We start from the raw sequence: 16712 nt of genomic DNA on the forward strand, positions 1-16712 counted from the left end.
ACGTTCGACGGATCGCAGGTCAGCAGGGCGGGGTCGATGCCCAGCCGGTACGCGACCGGCAGCGCGGCACGCAGCATGGCCGTGGCGTGGCCGCGGCGGCGGGCGGACGGGCGGACGTCGTAGCCGATGTGACCACCGGCCTCCTCCAGCGCGGGGGTGAGCCGGTGCCTGATGGCCAGGCGGCCCAGGAACTCGGTGCCGTCGATCCACCACAGCGTGGTCGCGGGGACGAACCCGGCGGGACGTGGCGTGTGCTCGAAACGTTCGGCCAGCAGGCCTGCGACGTAGCGGGCGAACCGCCGCGGGTCGGCGAGCCGGTCCGGGTCGAGGGTGGCGGCGAACCAGGGCGGCGGGTCTGGGTGGGCGTGGAACTCGCGTACGGCGGCGACGAACGAGGTGTGCGCGTCCATGGTGGGTGGCGTCAATGCGGGCATGAGGCGATGATGCGCTTCCCGCGCCCAATACCCATCCCGCGCCCAATACCCATCCTGCGCCGAATACCCATCCTGCGCCGAATACCCATCCTGCGCCGAATACCCATCCCGCGCCGGATACCCAGGCTCCGGGCGGGACGCGGGCCGTCCCGGAGCCCTTCGGCCTCGAGGTATGGGTGGGTGAAGGGGTGTGGGTTAAACGGTCATGCTGTAGGTGATCCGGAACCGGTCGCCGGGGATGACGATGTCACTCGTCTCCACCGGCCGGTCGCCGGCCCAGTGCGTACGTTCGACGTGCAGCACATGAACGCCCGCCGACAGTTCCAGCGCGTCGCTCTCCGCCGGGCGCGGGACGCGGGCGTGGACACTCTCCGTGACTTCGGTGATCTTGATGCCGTGCGCGTACATTCTCGCGACGAGGCTGCGTCTCTCCTCCTCCGAGTGGGCGGCGAACTCCAGGGGTTCGTAGGAGGTGGCAAGCTGCAGCGGCTTGCCCTCGCCGCGGAATACGTAGTGTGTCCTGGTCAGCGTGGTCGACTCGGTGAGCCGCAGCCGTTTGCCGATGTCGGGCCCCGCCTCGACCGGTTCGCTGTGCCAGTCCCACGTCACGCGTCTGCCCTGCGACTGCAGGTCGGCCGCGAACGGGGCGGGGTGATCGAGGAAACGCCATCGGTACAGCGGTGTGAGGTCAGGGCGTTCCCTGACGTAATGGCCCGAGCCCACGCGGCCGATGATGAGACCCTCGCTCGCGAGCACGCGCAGTGCGTGCCGAGCGGCGGTCTCGCCGACCTGATACTTGCGGGTCAGCTGCGCCCGCGAGGGGATGGGCGCGCCGGGGGGAAGGGTGCCGTCGGTGATCTGCCGTCGAATGTCTTCGACGACACGCAGGTAGACCGGATCTGAGGTGGCCACTAGTCCATCCCTGAGGTTCGTGTGAGGCGTTGCCCCATGTTGCCGTATTCGGCAGGTAACCGACCGTCATCGATGACTGCTGGAGCCCCAACTTTGCGGTAGCGGAAAATTATCGGAGAAACCCTGTAACGCCGATGTAAGGGCCCCCGATTCTCCGGTAGAGGTCGTCGATGTGTGTACCCCCGAGCACATATCGGCGACCTCTTCCAATTCCACGGGCATGCCCCGCCCAAGTGGTCTTCCGATCAGCGCTGAAAGTGGCCGTGGAGCGGCAGGCCACCGGCTGGTTGCATGGGTGCGCCGCCGGGGTCCGACCACCGGATCCGCCGGCCACGCATCGGGAGGAAAGACCGTGATCAGCATCGGCGGGCTGCTGCCGTCCGACAGGGCCGCCTGGGAAGGCCTGTTCCGCGCGTACATCGACTTCTACGAGCGTACGGAGCCGGACGGGATGTACGACCGCGCGTGGCGGGAGTTCCAGACCGGCGCCCGGGTGCACGCGCTCGGCGCGAAGCTGGACGGCGAACTTGTCGGCATCACCCACTTCTTCAGCCACGCCAACACCTCGGCCCCCGACACCGACATCTGCTATCTCCAGGACCTGTTCACCGCGCCCCGGGCACGCGGCAAGGGCGTGGCACGCGCGCTCATCGCGGCCGTCACGGACTGGGCCGAGGGCGAGGGCTGCTCGCGCGTCTACTGGAACACGCACGAGTCGAACGCCACCGCCAGGCGCCTGTACGATCGGGTCGCGGAGAACAAGGGCTTCATCAGGTACCAGATCGAGCTGCCCCACCAGCCCCGCTGAGTCCCGCCGGCCCCGGGCGACCCCGTCACGGGCGGCGAAAGGCAGGCGAAGCGGGGTGGCGGCGTCCAAGGGAATTCTGAATCCAGGTAGCGTTCGCACTATGGCATCGCCAACTGGAACCACGGACGCGCCCTTCGGCCGCATGCTGACCGCGATGGTCACGCCGTTCACCGGCGACGGCCAGATCGACTACGACGCCGCGCGGCGGCTGGCCACCCATCTGGTCGACGTCCAGCGCAACGACGGCCTGGTCGTCAACGGCACCACCGGCGAATCGCCCACCACCTCCGACGACGAGAAGGAGCGGCTGCTCGCCGTCGTCCTGGAGGCGGTCGGCGACCGCGCCACCGTGGTGGCCGGCGCGGGCACCAACGACACGCGGCACAGCGTGGAACTGGCCCGGCGGGCGGCCGGCGCGGGCGCGCACGGCCTGCTGGTCGTGACCCCTTATTACAACAAGCCCCCGCAGGAGGGGCTCTATCGGCATTTCTCCGCCGTGGCCGACGCGACCGGCCTGCCGGTGATGCTCTACGACATCCCCGGACGCAGCGGTGTGCCGATCAAGACAGAGACGCTGATACGGCTCGCGCAACACGAGCGCATCGTGGCCGTGAAGGACGCTAAGGGAGACCTGTTCGCGGGCAGCCAGGTGATGGCCGCCACCGGTCTGGTCTTCTACTCCGGCGACGACCTGCTCAACCTGGCCTGGCTCTCCGTGGGCGCGGCCGGGTTCGTCAGCGTCGTCGGACATGTGGTGGGCGCCGATCTCGCCCGCATGATCTCCCTGTACCGCAACGGCGACGTCGAGCAGGCGCGCGCCGTGCACGAGCAGGTGGCCCCCGTGGTCGACGGGATCATGCTGAAGGCGGGCGGCGCGATCATGGCGAAAGCGGCACTGAGCCTGGTGGGGGTGCCGGCCGGACCGGTACGCCTGCCGCTCGTGGACGCTACAGAGAAGGAGATCGCCGAGCTGCGCGCTTGCCTGGTAGCCGGCGGGGTGAAGTTGACGGACTCGTAAGAACGGGGAGGAACCGGGAGTTTGAGAACACGATGTGACCATGGGGGCCGAGGATGAGTCATCCGCATCCTGAGCTTGGTCCCCCGCCGGCGCTGCCCGAAGGCGGGCTGCGCATCGTCCCGCTCGGCGGGCTGGGCGAGATCGGCAGGAACATGGCCGTCTTCGAGTACGACGGCCGGCTGCTCGTCGTCGACTGCGGCGTCCTGTTCCCCGAGCCCGACCAGCCGGGCGTCGACCTGATCCTGCCCGACTTCGAATACATCAGGGACCGGCTCGACGACGTCGAGGCCGTGGTGCTGACGCACGCCCACGAAGACCACATCGGGGCCGTGCCGTACCTGTTGCGCGAGCGGCGCGACATCCCGCTCATCGGATCCAAGCTCACGCTGGCCCTGATCGAGGCCAAGCTGAGCGAGCACCGGATCCAGCCGACCAAGGTCCAGGTGGTCGAGGGAGAAAGGCACACGTTCGGGCCTTTCGACTGCGAGTTCCTGGCGGTCAACCACTCGATCCCCGACGCGCTGGCCGTGGCGATCCGCACGCCGGCCGGCATCGTCCTGCACACCGGCGACTTCCGGATGGACCAGCTGCCGAGCGACGGCCGCCTGACCGACCTGGGCGGGTTCGCCAGGCTCGGCAGCGAGGGCGTCGACCTGCTGATGTCCGACTCCACGAACGCCGAGGTGCCGGGATTCGTCACCAGCGAGCGGGAGATCGGCCCGGTCATCGACGAGGTGATCCGCACCTCCGACAAGCGGGTGATCGTCGCCAGCTTCGCCTCGCACGTCCACCGCATCCAGCAGGTGATGGACGCGGCGGCCCGGCACGGCCGCAAGGTGGCCCTGGTCGGCCGCTCGATGGTGCGCAACATGGGGGTGGCCCGCGACCTGGGCTACCTGCACGTGCCGCCGGAGCTGATCGTCGACTCGCGTGACATCGAGCAGTGGCCGCCGGAGGACGTGGTGCTGGTCTGCACCGGTTCCCAGGGCGAGCCGATGGCCGCGCTGTCGCGGATGGCCAACCGCGACCACCCGATCCGCATCGCCGAGGGCGACACCGTGTTGCTGGCCTCGTCGCTCGTGCCGGGCAACGAGACCGCGGTGAACAAGGTGATCAACGGGCTGACCCGGTGGGGCGCCCGCGTGGTGCACAAGGGCAACGCCAAGGTGCACGTCTCCGGCCACGCGGCCGCGGGCGAGCTGCTGTACGTGCTCAACCTCACCAGGCCGTCCAACTTCATGCCGGTGCACGGCGAGTGGCGGCACCTGCGGGCGCACGCCAAGCTCGCCGCGCTCACCGGCGTGCCCGACGACCACATCGTCATCGCTGAAGACGGCGTGGTGGTCGACCTGGTCGACGGCCGGGCGCAGATCGTGGGGGCGGTCCACGCCGGGTACGTCTACGTCGACGGCACGTCCGTGGGCGAGATCACCGACACCTCGCTGAAGGACCGCAGGATCCTCGGCGACGAGGGATTCATCTCGGTGGTGATCGTGGTCGACTCCAACTCCGGCAAGCTGACCGCCGGGCCGGAGATCCACGCGCGCGGCTCGGGCATCGACCCGGCCCAGTTCGAGGAGTTCATCCCGCAGATCGAGCGGGCCCTGCAGGAGAAGGCCGCCGACGGCGTGATCGACGTCCAGGAGATCCGCCGCGTGGTCCGCCGGACGGTCGGGCGCTGGGTGAGCGACACCTACCGCCGCCGGCCGATGATCATCCCGGTGGTCCTGGAGGTCTGACGGTCAGTGTCACGCGTCTCGCCGGCGCAGCAACCAGGCGCCGGCGAGCAGTGGCACCACCGCGTACGCGGCCAGCACCAGGGCCGCGGGCACCGGCGCGAGCATCCCGCCGAACACCGAGTTGGCCACGCTGACCCCGGTGATCTCGCGGATCAGCGCGCCGATCATCAGCGAGTTCAGCCGCAGGTTCCACGGCTCGGGCAGGTTGGCGAAGACGATCGGCAGCACGTACACCAGCCCGATCAGCACCGACACCGAGCCGGCCACGCTGCGCAGGATCGTGCCCAGGCCCACCCCGAGCAGCCCGAACACCACCACGGACAGGCTCGTGACGACCAGCATCGGCCACCGCTCCGCGAACGTGGCCACCGGGTAGCGGCCGGTCAGCATCGCGGTGGTGACGAAGAACGTGACGAACTCCACCACCAGGCCGACCACCAGCGCCAGCCCGCCCACCACGGTCGCCTTCGCGGCCAGCACCGGCCAGCGCCGTGGCACGGCGGTCAGGCTGCTCCTGATCAGCCCGGTGCCGTACTCGCCGCTGAACGACAGCACGCCCAGCACGCCCAGGCAGAGCTGCGGCACCATCGACACGACCTCCGCCAGGTCCTCGATGCGGGCGGAGGCGCGCTTCGCGGGCGGCGCGCTGTCGTACATGCCGATCGCGCTCCAGGCGATCGCCACCCCCAGCAGCACCGCGCCCAGCCCGATGGCCAGCGTCACCACGCTGGAGCGCAACGACCTGACCTTGACCCATTCCGCCGCGAGCACGCTCACGCGTCCCTCCTCCTCAGTACGGCGAACCCGACGGCCAGCGCGACCACCGCGTACGCGATCAGAACCGCGACCGCGGCGGCCGGTGACAACACGCCCGCGCCCAGCCGACGCGAGATGTGGTCGTCGGCGATCTGCGGCACGAGATTGGTCAGCAGCAGCGCGCCGACCCGGAAATTCCACGGCTCGGGCAGGTAGACGACCAGCCCGGGCAGCACGAACAGCAGCCCCACCACGCCGGTGATGCCGGCCGCGGTGCTCCGCACGGCCGCCCCGAACCCCAGGCCGACCAGGGCGAGCACGGTCACCGACAGGATCGAGCCGCCCAGCATGGGCAGGTCGTCGGCGAGTGGCGAGGCGTTGAAGCCGAGCGGCCGGTCCCCGGCGATCAGCCGGCTGACGGCGTAGGTGCACACCAGGATCGCGGTGCTCGCGCCCAGCGTCACGGCGCCGACCACGGCGGCCTTGGCCAGCAGGAGCGTCCCGCGGCGCGGCACGACCGTGAGACTGGTCCGGATCATGCCGTTCACCTGCTCGGACGTGAACGCCAGCACACCCAGCACGGCCAGGCTCATCTGCACCAGCGGCAGGAACCCGACCTCGGGGGCCGCGGCGCGGGTGATGCCGCGTTCCTCGGCGAGGCCGGAGACGTAGAGCGTCCAGACCGCGCCGAGCACGACCGTCATGGCGGCGAACCCGAGCGCGTAGTACGTCGAGGACACCGAGCGCAGCTTCAGCCACTCCGACGCCATCACCGCCCGCGGCCCGCCACCTGCAGCAGGCGACGTCACCGCGGCGCTCCGAACTCCACGCTCCCGGCGGTCAGCGCCAGGTACGCGTCCTCCAGCGACGGGTACCGCTCGGCCAGTTCGGCCACCCCGGCCTCGGCCACCAGCCGGCCACGGCCCAGGATCACCACATGGTCGGCGGTCAGCGCCATCTCGCTCATCAGGTGGCTGGACAGCAGGATCGTCCGCCCTTCCGCGGCCAGCGAGCGCATCAGCTCCCTGATCCAGCGCACGCCGTCGGGGTCGAGCCCGTTCACCGGCTCGTCGAACATCAGCACCCCGGGGTCGCCGAGCAGCGCGCCGGCGATGCCGAGCCGCTGCTTCATGCCGAGCGAGAACCCGCCGACCCGCTTGCGCGCGACCCCGGCCAGCCCGACCAGTTCCAGCGTCTCGGCCACCCGGCGCGCGCCGATGCCGTTGGTGAGCGCCAGGCAGAGCAGGTGGTTGTAGGCGCTGCGGCCAGGATGGGCGGCGTTCGCGTCGAGCAGGGCGCCGACCTCGTGCATCGGCCTGGCCAGCGAGGCGTACCGCTGCCCGTTGACCAGGGCCTGGCCGGACGTCGGCGCGTCGAGGCCGAGGATCAGCCGCATCGTGGTGGACTTGCCCGCCCCGTTGGGCCCGAGGAAGCCGGTCACCCGGCCTGGCTCGACCCGGAACGACAGCCGGTCGACGGCCGTCTTGTCGCCGTAGCGCTTGGTGAGCTCTCTGAGTTCGATCACGCAGGCCACGTTTCCGCAGGGGGTCCCGCCCGCGCGTCGGACCAGGCGCTGAATTCTCACGTCAGACCCAGGTCTGATGCGAACGGCACGAAAGGGCGGATAACGTCGTGAGGTGGAACTCTTCACCAGGCGGCTGACCCGGGGGCAGCTCATCGCACTCGACGGCCTCGCGGCGTGGGTGCTCGCGCTGGTGTTCGTGGGCATGGCCGCGACGTCGGACGCGCCCGGCTGGGCGAAGACGGCCGCGCCACTCGCCCTGGCCGCGCCGCTGGCCGTCCGGCGGCTGCGGCCCCGGCTGGTCTTCGCCGTGGTGCTGGTCGTGGCGGTGGCCGCCATGGTCGGGCAGGTCGTCGAGGCGGCCTACCTCGCGCCCGCGTACGCCCTGTACCTGGTCGCGCTGGTCGAGAACGACTCCAGGTGGATCCCCACCAAGGCGGTGGCCGCGCTGGCGCTGGTCACCGTGGTGCTGCTGACCATCGCGGGCGCGCCGCCCGCCTGGACCCAGGACGTCGGCGGCCTGTTCATGGGGTTCGCCACGCTGGCGCTGGCCTGGACGGTCGGCCGCGCCGTACGCGAGCGCCGGCGCTACGCCGAACGCATGACCGAGCAGGCCGTGGCCGAGGAGCGGCTGCGCATCGCCCGCGAGCTGCACGACGTGGTGGCGCACAGCGTGGGCGTGATCGCGGTGAAGGCGGGCGTGGCCAACCACGTCATCCACACGAGGCCGGAGGAGGCCGGTGACGCGTTGCGCGTGATCGAGACGGCCAGCAGGAACGCGCTGGTCGAGATGCGCCACCTGCTCGGCGTGCTGCGCACCGGCGACGCGCCCGAGCTGACCCCGACGCCGGGGCTGAGCGGCCTGGACGCGCTGGCCGTCCGCGCCAGGCAGAGCGGCGTGGAGGTGGAGCTGACGGTGTCGGTGACCGGCGAGCTGCCCGACGGCGTGGAGCTGTCGGTGTACCGGATCGTGCAGGAGGCGCTGACGAACGTGGTCAAGCACGCCGCCCCGGCCCGCTGCCGGGCGTCGGTGACCGGTGACGGGCGGGTGGTCCGCGTCGAGGTGCTGGACGACGGGCCCGGCCGCCGTACGCTGCCCGGCGGGGGGACCGGACACGGGCTCATCGGCATGCGCGAGCGCGTCATGATGTACGGCGGCGACTTCGCCGCGGGCCCGCGACCCGGCGGGGGTTTCGCCGTGTCCGCCACGCTGCCGTACCGGGGCGTGTCGTGATCCGGGTGGTGGTGGCCGACGACCAGGCCCTGCTGCGCGGCAGCTTCCGGGTGCTCGTCGACTCCGCGCCCGATCTGTGCGTGGTCGGCGAGGCGGCGACCGGGGCCGAGGCCGTCGAGGTGACGCTGCGCGAGCGGCCGGACGTGGTGCTCATGGATGTCCGCATGCCGGAGATGGACGGCATCGAGGCCACCAGGCGCATCGGCGGCCTCGCGCGCGTGCTCATCGTGACCATGTTCGACCTCGACGCCTACGTCTACGACGCGCTGCGCGCCGGGGCCAGCGGCTTCCTGCTCAAGGACACGCCGCCGGCCGACCTGCTGGCCGCGATCCGCGTGGTGGCCGGCGGCGAGGCGCTGCTCGCGCCCGCGGTCACCCGCCGGCTGATCGAGGAGTTCGCCCGCATCCCGGCCTCGCCCAGGCCCAAGGGTCTGGACGGGGTGACCGAACGCGAACGCGAGGTGCTGACGCTGATCGCCCGCGGCCTGTCCAACACCGAGATCGCCGCCCATCTCCAGGTGAGCCTGGCCACGGTCAAGACGCACATCTCCCGCCTGCTGGCCAAGCTGGCGGCCCGCGACCGGGCCCAGCTCGTCATCGCCGCCTACGAGAGCGGGCTCGTGACGGCCGCCCGATAAATTGCTTCGCATGAACGATGTGCGGATTGTCTATCGGAAGTACGGCGGAGCGCTGCACTGGAACCACCCGGGCCTCCTGCTCGGCGAGGACGAGCACGGCGTATGGGTGGCCGCGCCCGCGGGGACGGCGGCCAGGAAGGGGCACGGCCCGACGGTCACCTGGGAGACCGACGCGATCATGTTGTTTCCGCGCGACGCCTGGTGGACCGCCTCGTTCAACGCCGCACCGCACAAGAGCTGGGTGTACGTGGACGTCACCACCGTCCCGGTGTGGGACGAGGGCGAGGTCAGCATGGTCGACCTGGACCTCGACGTGATCCTCATGCGTGACGGCCGCCTCATCCTGGACGACGAGGACGAGTTCGCCGAACACCAGGTGCTGCTCGGCTACCCGCCGGAGCTGATCAGCCGGGCCGAGGAGACCGCCCGCTGGCTGCTCGGCGAGGTGGGGGAGCGGCGTGGGGCGTTCGGCGGCGCGCACCTGGAATGGCAGGCGAAACTGGGCTGACTCTTCTCAAACCGGGCGGCCGGTCCGTAGGTTGTGATCATGTTCCTGCGTGCCGGCTGGATCGTGGTGGGGATCGTCGCGTTGCTGCTCTCCGTCTCGGCCGCCGTGCCGGCGGACGTCGTGGGCCCGCCGCGCGGCGCGGACGGCTGCCCGACGGCGCTCGGACGCGGCGGATGGCGGGGCGATTGGCCTGGTCCGCTGGTGCCCGCCGGCGAGGCGGTGTCGGTGACGATGTGCGAGCTCGTCCTGGGGGCCGGGGACGAGCCCGATCGTCCGGGACCGGCGCGGAAGCTCACCGCGCGGGTCGAGGCCATGGTCGCCGAGCTCAACCTGCTGCGGACGCGCGAGGAGCTGGCGGCCGAGCTCCGCGCCCGCGAGGCCGCCAAGGGCCGGGTGCTGTCCGGCGACCTGCATCTCGGCCAGGCGTGCACAATGATCGGCTACGGCAGCGAGCTGTCGTTCGTCGTGCACTACGCGGGCGGCCGCCCGCCCGCCGTGGTGCTGATCGACCGCAACTGCGGCACCGCCACCTCGGCTGGGCGCACCCGCTTCGGCGATCCGAGCGACACCTTCCTCGCCCACTACCGCAGGCAACTGGAGTCGCGAGCGGGGTCCGTGCCGTCGCCGCAGTGCGCGGCCCGGCTGCCCGCCGCGGGCGTGGACCCCGAGGTCATGCCGCGTGACGACGTCGCGGCCAACCGGGGTCTCCGCCGGCGCGAGTTCCTGCCCAGCCCGCTGGCGGCGGTCACCGTCTGCCGGTACCGGCTCGACGGTGACGTGCTGCGCCTGACCTCGGACGCGCGCGTCCCCGGCCCGCTGGACCTGACGCGGGCGCTGCTCGAAGCCGCCGCCAGTCCCACGGTCCCCGACGGGCGGGCGCGCGGACCCGAGGCGTACACCGAGTGCGGGGCGCCCGAGTGGACGGGCGGCCCGGTCACCGACCTGGACGTGCTGCGGGCGGCCGACGCCACCGGCGCGATCGCCGAGGTACGGGTGTGGCGTCAGCCCTGCCAGGCCGTGTCCAGCGGTCTCGCGTCCGGGCTGATCCTGGGCCCCGACCTGCGCGACCGGCTGGACGTCTGGCTCGGCGGCTAGGAGACGCCCACCAGGCGCAGGGCCTCGGCCATCGCCGCCAGCCGCCGGGGAGAGGCCAGGCCGGCGTGGTACAGGTGGAACTCCGTGGCCCCGGCCTCGGCGTAGATCCGCAGCTGGGCGGCCAGCACCTCGCCGTCGGCCGGCCGGGGCGGCAGGGCGAGCACGTACGCGCCCACCCGCTGGCCTGGGGCGGCCGACTCGGCCAAACGGGCCAGCCGGGCGGCGTCGGTGACCTGGTCGCCCCAGCAGTTGCCGACCAGCACGTCCAGGCCGGGATCGCCGTCGGGGAGCGCGGCGAACGCGGCGGTGGCCCACGGGTCGGGGTTGGCGTGCAGGGTGATCGGGACGTCCGGGGCGACCAGCCGGGACACCGCGATCAGCCGCGCTCGCAGGACGGCCGACAGGCCCACCCGGACCGCGCGAACCTTGTCGGCGTCCGGGCCGAGCACGTCCTCGATCGAGGCGGCCGGCGAGCCGACGGCCGCGCGGACCCGCTCGCGCACCCCGGCCGGGAGGCGGCCGGCGCAGGCGGTGCAGAAGCACAGCGACAGGAGCTCGGCGTCGAGCGCGTCCCAGTCCGCTCCCGCGGTCTTCTCGTGCGCGCTCTGGTGCGCGAACCCCATCGGCCCGCAGGACTCCAGGACGATCCCGTCGGGCTCGCCGAGCTCCAGCACCTCGCGGACCAGGCGTTCGCAGTAGTCGAGCACGTCCTCGTGGGCAGGGCAGAGCGCGTGCGGGTACGGGTCGCCGAACGCGTTCCGTACCACCAGGTCGGGGTGCGCCGCGCCCAGGCGGGAGTTGTGCGTGAGCACCGTCCAGGCGTGCACGCGCAGGCCGGCCGCCTTCAGCGCGTCGCGGGCGAGCAGGTACGCGTCAGGGGACGTCCAGGTGGGCGCGGACGGCACCAGCCGGCCCCAGGCGGACGGGCGGATGGGCAGGTAGCAGGCCGAGTACGGCACGTCGAGCACCCGGTGGGCCGGATGGTGCGGCGTGGCGGCCCTGGTCGAGTGGTAGGTGGCGGCCAGGGCGACCGCGTCGACGCCCAGCGCGGCCAGGCGGTCCGGGGCCGCGGGGTCGCCGACGACGTCCCAGGGGTAGACGTACGCGATGTTCATCAGCGTGTTCACCAGCGTGTTCACCAGCGTGGTCTCCGCGCCGAGAAGGCGGGCTCGAAGCGCCGCATGTAGGTCGTGTCGTCGCGGCTGTGGATCCCGCAGTTCACGTACTGCTCGTGCAGCACGGCCAGCGCGTCGCGGTCCAGCTCGACGCCCAGGCCCGGTCCCGCGGGCACCGGCACCGCGCCGTCGGCGAACCGCAGCGCGCCGGGGGCGACCACGTCCTGGCCGTTCTGCCAGGGGGTGTGCGTGTCGCAGGCGAACGTGAGGTTCGGCGTGGCGGCGGCCAGGTGGGTCATCGCGGCCAGGCTGATGCCCAGGTGGGAGTTGGAGTGCATGGACAGCGCGACGCCGAACGTGCGGCACAGGGCGGCGATCTCCGCCGACCGCGCCAGGCCGCCCCAGTAGTGGTGGTCGAGCAGCAGGACGCCGATCGCGCCGGCCGCGATGGCCGGGGGCAGGTGCTCGGGCGTGACCACGCACATGTTCGTGGCCAGCGGCATCGGCACCTCGGCGGCGACCTGGGCCATGCCGGCGATGCCGGGCGTGGGGTCCTCCAGGTACTGCAGCGCGCCGTCCAGTTCGCGTCCCACGCTGATGGACGTCTCGACGCTCCAGGCGGCGTTCGGGTCGAGGCGGAGCGGAATTCCCGGAAAAGCATCGCGTAGCGCGAGAATTCCCGAAATTTCGTCGGAAGGGGGTAAAACGCCGCCTTTGAGTTTGATGGAGGTGAAGCCGTATTCCTTGATCAGCAGCTCGGCCTGGGCCACCAGCCCGGCCGGGTCCAGCGCGGCCCCGAACCGGTCGGCCGGCTCACCCGGATGCCCCGCCCACTTGTAGAACAGGTACGCGCTGTACGGCACCGCGTCCCTGACCCGGCCGCCCAGCAGGTCCACGACGGGCACGCCGGCCGCCTTGCCGCGAATGTCCAGGCAGGCCACCTCGAACGGCGAGAAGACGCGGTCGATGCTCTTCTCCTGGGTGGCCACCCCGGTCAGTCCGTGCAGGTCGGACACCACGTCGCCGACGATCGCGCTGATCCTGGCGTACATGGCGCGGGTGTGGTGCACGTCCAGGCCGATCAGCGCCCGCGCGCACTCGCCGACCTTGCCCAGGTGGCCCAGGTCGCCGTACGTCTCGCCGAGCCCGGTCAGGCCCTCGTCCGTGATCACCTCGACGATCGTGCGCAACGCCCACGGCTCGTGCACGCCCGCGGCGTTCAGCAGGGGCGGGTCGCGGAAGGCGACGGGGGTGACGCGGATCTCCCTGATGATCATACAAACCGCCGTTCATATATGTGAACAATGGCCAGATTTGTGGACAGGTTGCGGCAACTGTAAGAATCAGGCTGAGAAAGTGTCAAGACTCGAAGGGCCATTCGATGATCTACGGATACGACCCCAGGACCGGCGAGACCGTGGGCGAGCCGCTGCCCGAGACCGACAGTGCCGGGGTCGACCTGGTCGTCTCCACCGCCGCGGCCGCGGGAGCGGCCTGGCGCGCCACCCCGGCGGCCGAGCGGGCGCTCGCGCTGGAGGCGGTCGCCGACGCGCTCGCCGCCCGCGCGGACGACCTGTGGGTGACCGCCGACCGCGAGACCGCCCTGGGCGAGGTGCGCCTGCGCGGCGAGATCGCCCGCACGGCGGGCCAGTTCCGGCTCTTCGCCCAGGTGATCAGGGACGGCGGCTACCTGGAGGCGATCATCGACCACGCCGACCCGGCGGCCACCCCGCCCCGGCCGGACGTGCGCCGCATGAAGCGCCCGCTGCCCGGCGTGGTCGCGGTGTTCGCGGCGAGCAACTTCCCGTTCGCGTTCTCGGTGGCCGGCGGCGACACGGCCTCGGCGCTGGCGGCCGGCTGCCCGGTCGTGGTCAAGGCGCACCCGGGGCACCCGCAGACCTCCGCGCAGGTGGCCGGGATCGTCCGGGGCGCGCTGCCCTACCCGGACCTGCTGGGGCTGGTGCAGGGCATGCAGGCCGGCGTCGACCTGGTCACGCACCCCTCGGTGGTCGCGGCCGGGTTCACCGGCTCGGTGGCCGGCGGCAAGGCGATCAAGAAGCTGATCGACGAGCGCGAGACGCCGATCCCGTTCTACGGCGAGCTGGGCAGCGTCAACCCGGTGGTCGTGCTGCCGTCCGCGCCCAAGGCCGAGGTGGCGGCCGGGTTCGCCGGCTCGCTCACGCTCGGGGTCGGGCAGTTCTGCACGAACCCGGGGCTCATGTTCGTCCCCGAGGACGACGAGCTGCGCAAGGCGCTGGCCGCCGCCGTCGAGGGCACCGCGGGCGGCCCCATGCTGGGCGAGCGCATCAGGGACGGCTACCTCGGCGGCCTCGACCGGCTGGGCGAGCTGACCCTGCTGGCCGAGGGCCGGCCGGGCGAGGGCGCCTGGGCGGTCACGCCGAAGGTGTTCACCACCGATCTCGACACGTTCGCGGCCGGGCTGCCGCGCATCGCCGAGGAGTGCTTCGGCCCCGCCTCGCTCGTCGTCACCTATCGTGACGTCGCCGACCTCGCGGCCGTGCTCGGCCGGCTGGAAGGCTCGCTCACCGCCACCGTCCACGGCACTGACCCGGACGAGGCCGGCGAGATCGCCGACGTGCTCGCCGTCAAGGCCGGCCGGCTCATCTGGAACGGCTGGCCGACCGGTGTGGCGGTGTGCTGGGCGATGCACCACGGCGGCCCCTGGCCCGCCTCGACCTCGGCGTTCACCTCGGTCGGCGCCACCGCCATCGACCGGTGGGTGGCCCCGACGGCCTACCAGGACTGGCCGGCGGCCCTGCTGCCCGACGAGCTCAAGGACGACAACCCCTTGAGCATCCCGCGACGGGTCGATTGCCGTTCACATATGTGAACACAATCCACCTGCTTGACGACATGGAGGGTTGATCGTACGTTCACGGCACGCACGGGGCCTCGGTGAGCCCGTTCCCAGGAACGGGCCGAACACGAAGGAACACCAGCATGCCGATGAAACCCCCCATCATCGCCATCGGACTGTGCACGATCCTGGTGGCGGCCGCGATGCCGGTGGTCGCGGCCGCCGCCCCGGACGCCGCCCCTGGCGCCGTCCCTGCTCAGATCCCCGACCTGACCAGCGCCAACCGGCGTGCCCCGATCGCCGGGCTGCCCGACTGGAGCAGGGCCGGCTATCGCGGCGGCGCCGCGCTGCCAGGTCCTGGCGAGCTCACCGCCGACCCCGCCTGCCGCATCACCCCCGCCGAGCTGGCCACGACGTACGGCGTGGTGCCCGGCGGCGGCGACGACACGGCCGGGCTCGCCCGCGCGATCGCCGACGTCGCCGCGACCTGCACCCCCGCCGCCGGCTACACCGAGCTCTCGCTGATCGAACTGCCCGCCGGCCGCATCGACGTGGCCAAGCAGCTCACCGTGGACGCCAGCTTCCTGCTGATCAAGGGCGCCGGGGCCGGGCAGACCCGGGTGGTGTTCAGACCGGACGCCGACACCCGCTACGACACCGTGTCCGACGGCGACTGGGACGAGGACGCGATGACGTACGGCAACGGCAAGGGCGGCTGGATCTGGCCGGGCCGCGGCCTGTTCAGGATCCAGACCAGGCAGGTCGCGGCCAAGCACGTCACCGATCACCAGAACGCGCCCGCGAACAGGAAGGACCTGTTCGAAGGCTCGGTCAACCAGCACTGGCTGGGCGGCGACGAGGTGCGGGCCGCGGCGGGACAGACCGCCTACGCGGCCAGGACGGGCGACACGGTGATCGGCCTGGCCGCCGACGCCCAGATGTCGCGTTACCGGCCGGGCGGCCACCTGTGGGTCGGCGCCGCCAACTCGGTGAAGTTCTACCAGCGGCAGCACGCCACCGACGCGACGCTCTACAAGAACCAGCACATGCGCCAGCAGATCTTCCGGATCACCGCGGTGGACGCGGCGGGCAGGAACGTCACGATCGACCGGCCGCTGGAGTTCGACGTGCCGGTGGACTCCCGCTCGGACGGCTCGGCCGCGATCGCCGGCACGACCTATCCCAGCCGGGTCGTACCCCTCAAAGTGGTCGAAGGGGTCGGCATTGAAGACCTCACCATAAGTCAGGAAATGACGGGTATGCCGAAACTCGACGGCGGCACGTACAACCTGAACAAGCAGGACGCCGTCCACAACTACGGCAACATGGCCCCCGAGTACGAGATGCACGGGATCGTACTGAAGTGGGCGGTGAACTCGTGGATCAGGCGGGTCGCCACGGACATGACCGGCTCGCACCCGATCGTCACCGAGAACGCCAAGAACATCCAGGTCCAGGAGACCTCGCTGGACGGCGCCTGGAACAAGGGCAAGGGCGGCAACGGCTACCTGCGCGGCTCGCGCGTGTGGGACTCGCTGTTCGCCTACAACACCACCAGGAACCTGCGGCACTTCACCTTCCAGTGGTCGTCGTCGAACAACGTCGCGCTGGGCAACGACTTCGACTCCGACCTGAACCTGCACGGCGGGTGGGAGCGGCGCAACCTGTTCGAGTCGAACACGGTCACGGTGCCGTACGAGCACGCGTCCGGGAACTGCCGGAGCAACTGCGGCGAGGAGGGCGGCGGCGGCGCCGACGACTCCACCTGGTGGCCGATCTGGTGGGGCGCCGGGCCGAAGGCGCTGAAGTGGTCGGGGTCGAGCGGGCCGCAGAACGTCTTCCACGCCAACGTGCTGCGCAAGCAGACCACGGCCGGCGGCCCGTACACCGACTACTACGCCGACCGGCGGCGGATCTACCAGTTCGGCAGCGCGCAGGCGGACGCGTCGGCCTTCCAGCACCTCGCGGTGAACGGCACGATCATCCCGGACTGGGCCGGCCGGGAGACGCTGGACTACGCCGCGCCCCCGAACGCCGGCGTGCACGCAACCAGGACGGACACGACGGGCTCGCTCTTCCTCGGCTCCGACGGCCCGGGCACCCCCACCCCCACCC

Annotated in this window: 15 protein-coding genes and 1 pseudogene; 9 read left to right on the forward strand and 7 right to left on the reverse strand. The window is 71.7% G+C overall.

Annotated features, from left to right (window positions below; all coding sequences use genetic code 11):
- Together HII36_RS45285 and HII36_RS45290 are read right to left on the reverse strand one after the other, a co-directional pair.
- On the reverse strand, positions 1-434 hold a 434-nt coding region (locus HII36_RS45285), incomplete at its 3' end, for a GNAT family N-acetyltransferase (RefSeq protein ID WP_173529547.1).
- Positions 435-629: 195 nt separating this feature from the next.
- The gene (locus HII36_RS45290) at positions 630-1346 is read right to left on the reverse strand and encodes a GntR family transcriptional regulator (protein WP_173529548.1); all 717 of its coding nucleotides are present in this window, start codon (positions 1344-1346) and stop codon (positions 630-632) included.
- Positions 1347-1698: 352 nt separating this feature from the next.
- On the opposite strand from HII36_RS45290, the gene HII36_RS58350 reads away from it, so the two are divergent.
- From HII36_RS58350 to HII36_RS45305, 3 genes are all read left to right on the forward strand, one after another.
- The gene (locus HII36_RS58350; RefSeq protein WP_173529549.1) at positions 1699-2154 is read left to right on the forward strand and encodes a GNAT family N-acetyltransferase; all 456 of its coding nucleotides are present in this window, start codon (positions 1699-1701) and stop codon (positions 2152-2154) included.
- Between the two features lie 100 nt (positions 2155-2254).
- On the forward strand, positions 2255-3172 hold the full coding sequence (gene dapA, locus HII36_RS45300; RefSeq protein ID WP_173529550.1) for a 4-hydroxy-tetrahydrodipicolinate synthase: 918 nt from the start codon (positions 2255-2257) through the stop codon (positions 3170-3172).
- A gap of 53 nt (positions 3173-3225) precedes the next feature.
- A complete protein-coding gene (locus HII36_RS45305) occupies positions 3226-4911 on the forward strand; it encodes a ribonuclease J (protein ID WP_173529551.1) in 1686 nt (561 codons plus the stop codon).
- Positions 4912-4920: 9 nt separating this feature from the next.
- Here the strand turns inward: HII36_RS45305 and HII36_RS45310 are convergent, their stop codons facing one another.
- From HII36_RS45310 to HII36_RS45320, 3 genes and pseudogenes are all read right to left on the reverse strand, one after another.
- Positions 4921-5688 (reverse strand): ABC transporter permease subunit, encoded by a 768-nt coding sequence (locus HII36_RS45310; RefSeq protein ID WP_173529552.1) that lies wholly within the window; start codon positions 5686-5688, stop codon positions 4921-4923.
- Positions 5685-6476, reverse strand: a complete 792-nt coding sequence (locus tag HII36_RS45315) for an ABC transporter permease (RefSeq protein ID WP_328808182.1) — start codon at positions 6474-6476, stop codon at positions 5685-5687. Before HII36_RS45315 ends, HII36_RS45310 begins: the two co-directional genes overlap by 4 nt.
- A gap of 26 nt (positions 6477-6502) precedes the next feature.
- Positions 6503-7192 (reverse strand): annotated as a pseudogene (locus HII36_RS45320) (ABC transporter ATP-binding protein); the annotation flags it as partial.
- 112 nt (positions 7193-7304) lie between these two features.
- Here HII36_RS45320 and HII36_RS45325 point away from each other — a divergent pair.
- Genes HII36_RS45325 through HII36_RS45340 form a run of 4 tightly spaced genes read left to right on the forward strand, consistent with a single transcriptional unit; the run spans position 7305 to position 10664 of the window.
- On the forward strand, positions 7305-8423 hold the full coding sequence (locus tag HII36_RS45325; protein ID WP_328808183.1) for a sensor histidine kinase: 1119 nt from the start codon (positions 7305-7307) through the stop codon (positions 8421-8423).
- A complete protein-coding gene (locus HII36_RS45330; RefSeq protein WP_173529554.1) occupies positions 8420-9061 on the forward strand; it encodes a response regulator in 642 nt (213 codons plus the stop codon). Before HII36_RS45325 ends, HII36_RS45330 begins: the two co-directional genes overlap by 4 nt.
- A 10-nt stretch (positions 9062-9071) precedes the next feature.
- Positions 9072-9569: a DUF402 domain-containing protein gene (locus tag HII36_RS45335; protein ID WP_173529555.1), complete on the forward strand. Its 498-nt coding sequence runs from the start codon at positions 9072-9074 to the stop codon at positions 9567-9569.
- A 39-nt stretch (positions 9570-9608) separates the two neighbouring features.
- Positions 9609-10664: a hypothetical protein gene (locus HII36_RS45340; RefSeq protein WP_173529556.1), complete on the forward strand. Its 1056-nt coding sequence runs from the start codon at positions 9609-9611 to the stop codon at positions 10662-10664.
- On the opposite strand, the gene HII36_RS45345 is transcribed toward HII36_RS45340, so the two are convergent.
- Positions 10661-11803, reverse strand: coding sequence for a hypothetical protein (locus HII36_RS45345; protein WP_328808184.1), 1143 nt, complete (start codon positions 11801-11803; stop codon positions 10661-10663). The two genes, HII36_RS45340 and HII36_RS45345, sit on opposite strands and share 4 nt — an antisense overlap.
- A complete protein-coding gene (locus tag HII36_RS45350; RefSeq protein WP_173529557.1) occupies positions 11800-13056 on the reverse strand; it encodes a glucarate dehydratase family protein in 1257 nt (418 codons plus the stop codon). The genes HII36_RS45345 and HII36_RS45350 overlap by 4 nt, the downstream gene beginning before the upstream one ends.
- A gap of 104 nt (positions 13057-13160) precedes the next feature.
- Between HII36_RS45350 and HII36_RS45355 the strand changes: the two genes are divergently transcribed.
- On the forward strand, positions 13161-14630 hold the full coding sequence (locus HII36_RS45355) for an aldehyde dehydrogenase (NADP(+)) (protein WP_173529558.1): 1470 nt from the start codon (positions 13161-13163) through the stop codon (positions 14628-14630).
- Between the two features lie 110 nt (positions 14631-14740).
- A partial coding sequence (locus tag HII36_RS45360; RefSeq protein ID WP_217370760.1) for a hypothetical protein occupies positions 14741-16712 on the forward strand: 1972 nt, incomplete at its 3' end.

Origin of the sequence: Nonomuraea antri (genome assembly GCF_013283785.1) — a bacterium.
GTDB classification, from domain to species: Bacteria; Actinomycetota; Actinomycetes; order Streptosporangiales; family Streptosporangiaceae; genus Nonomuraea; species Nonomuraea antri.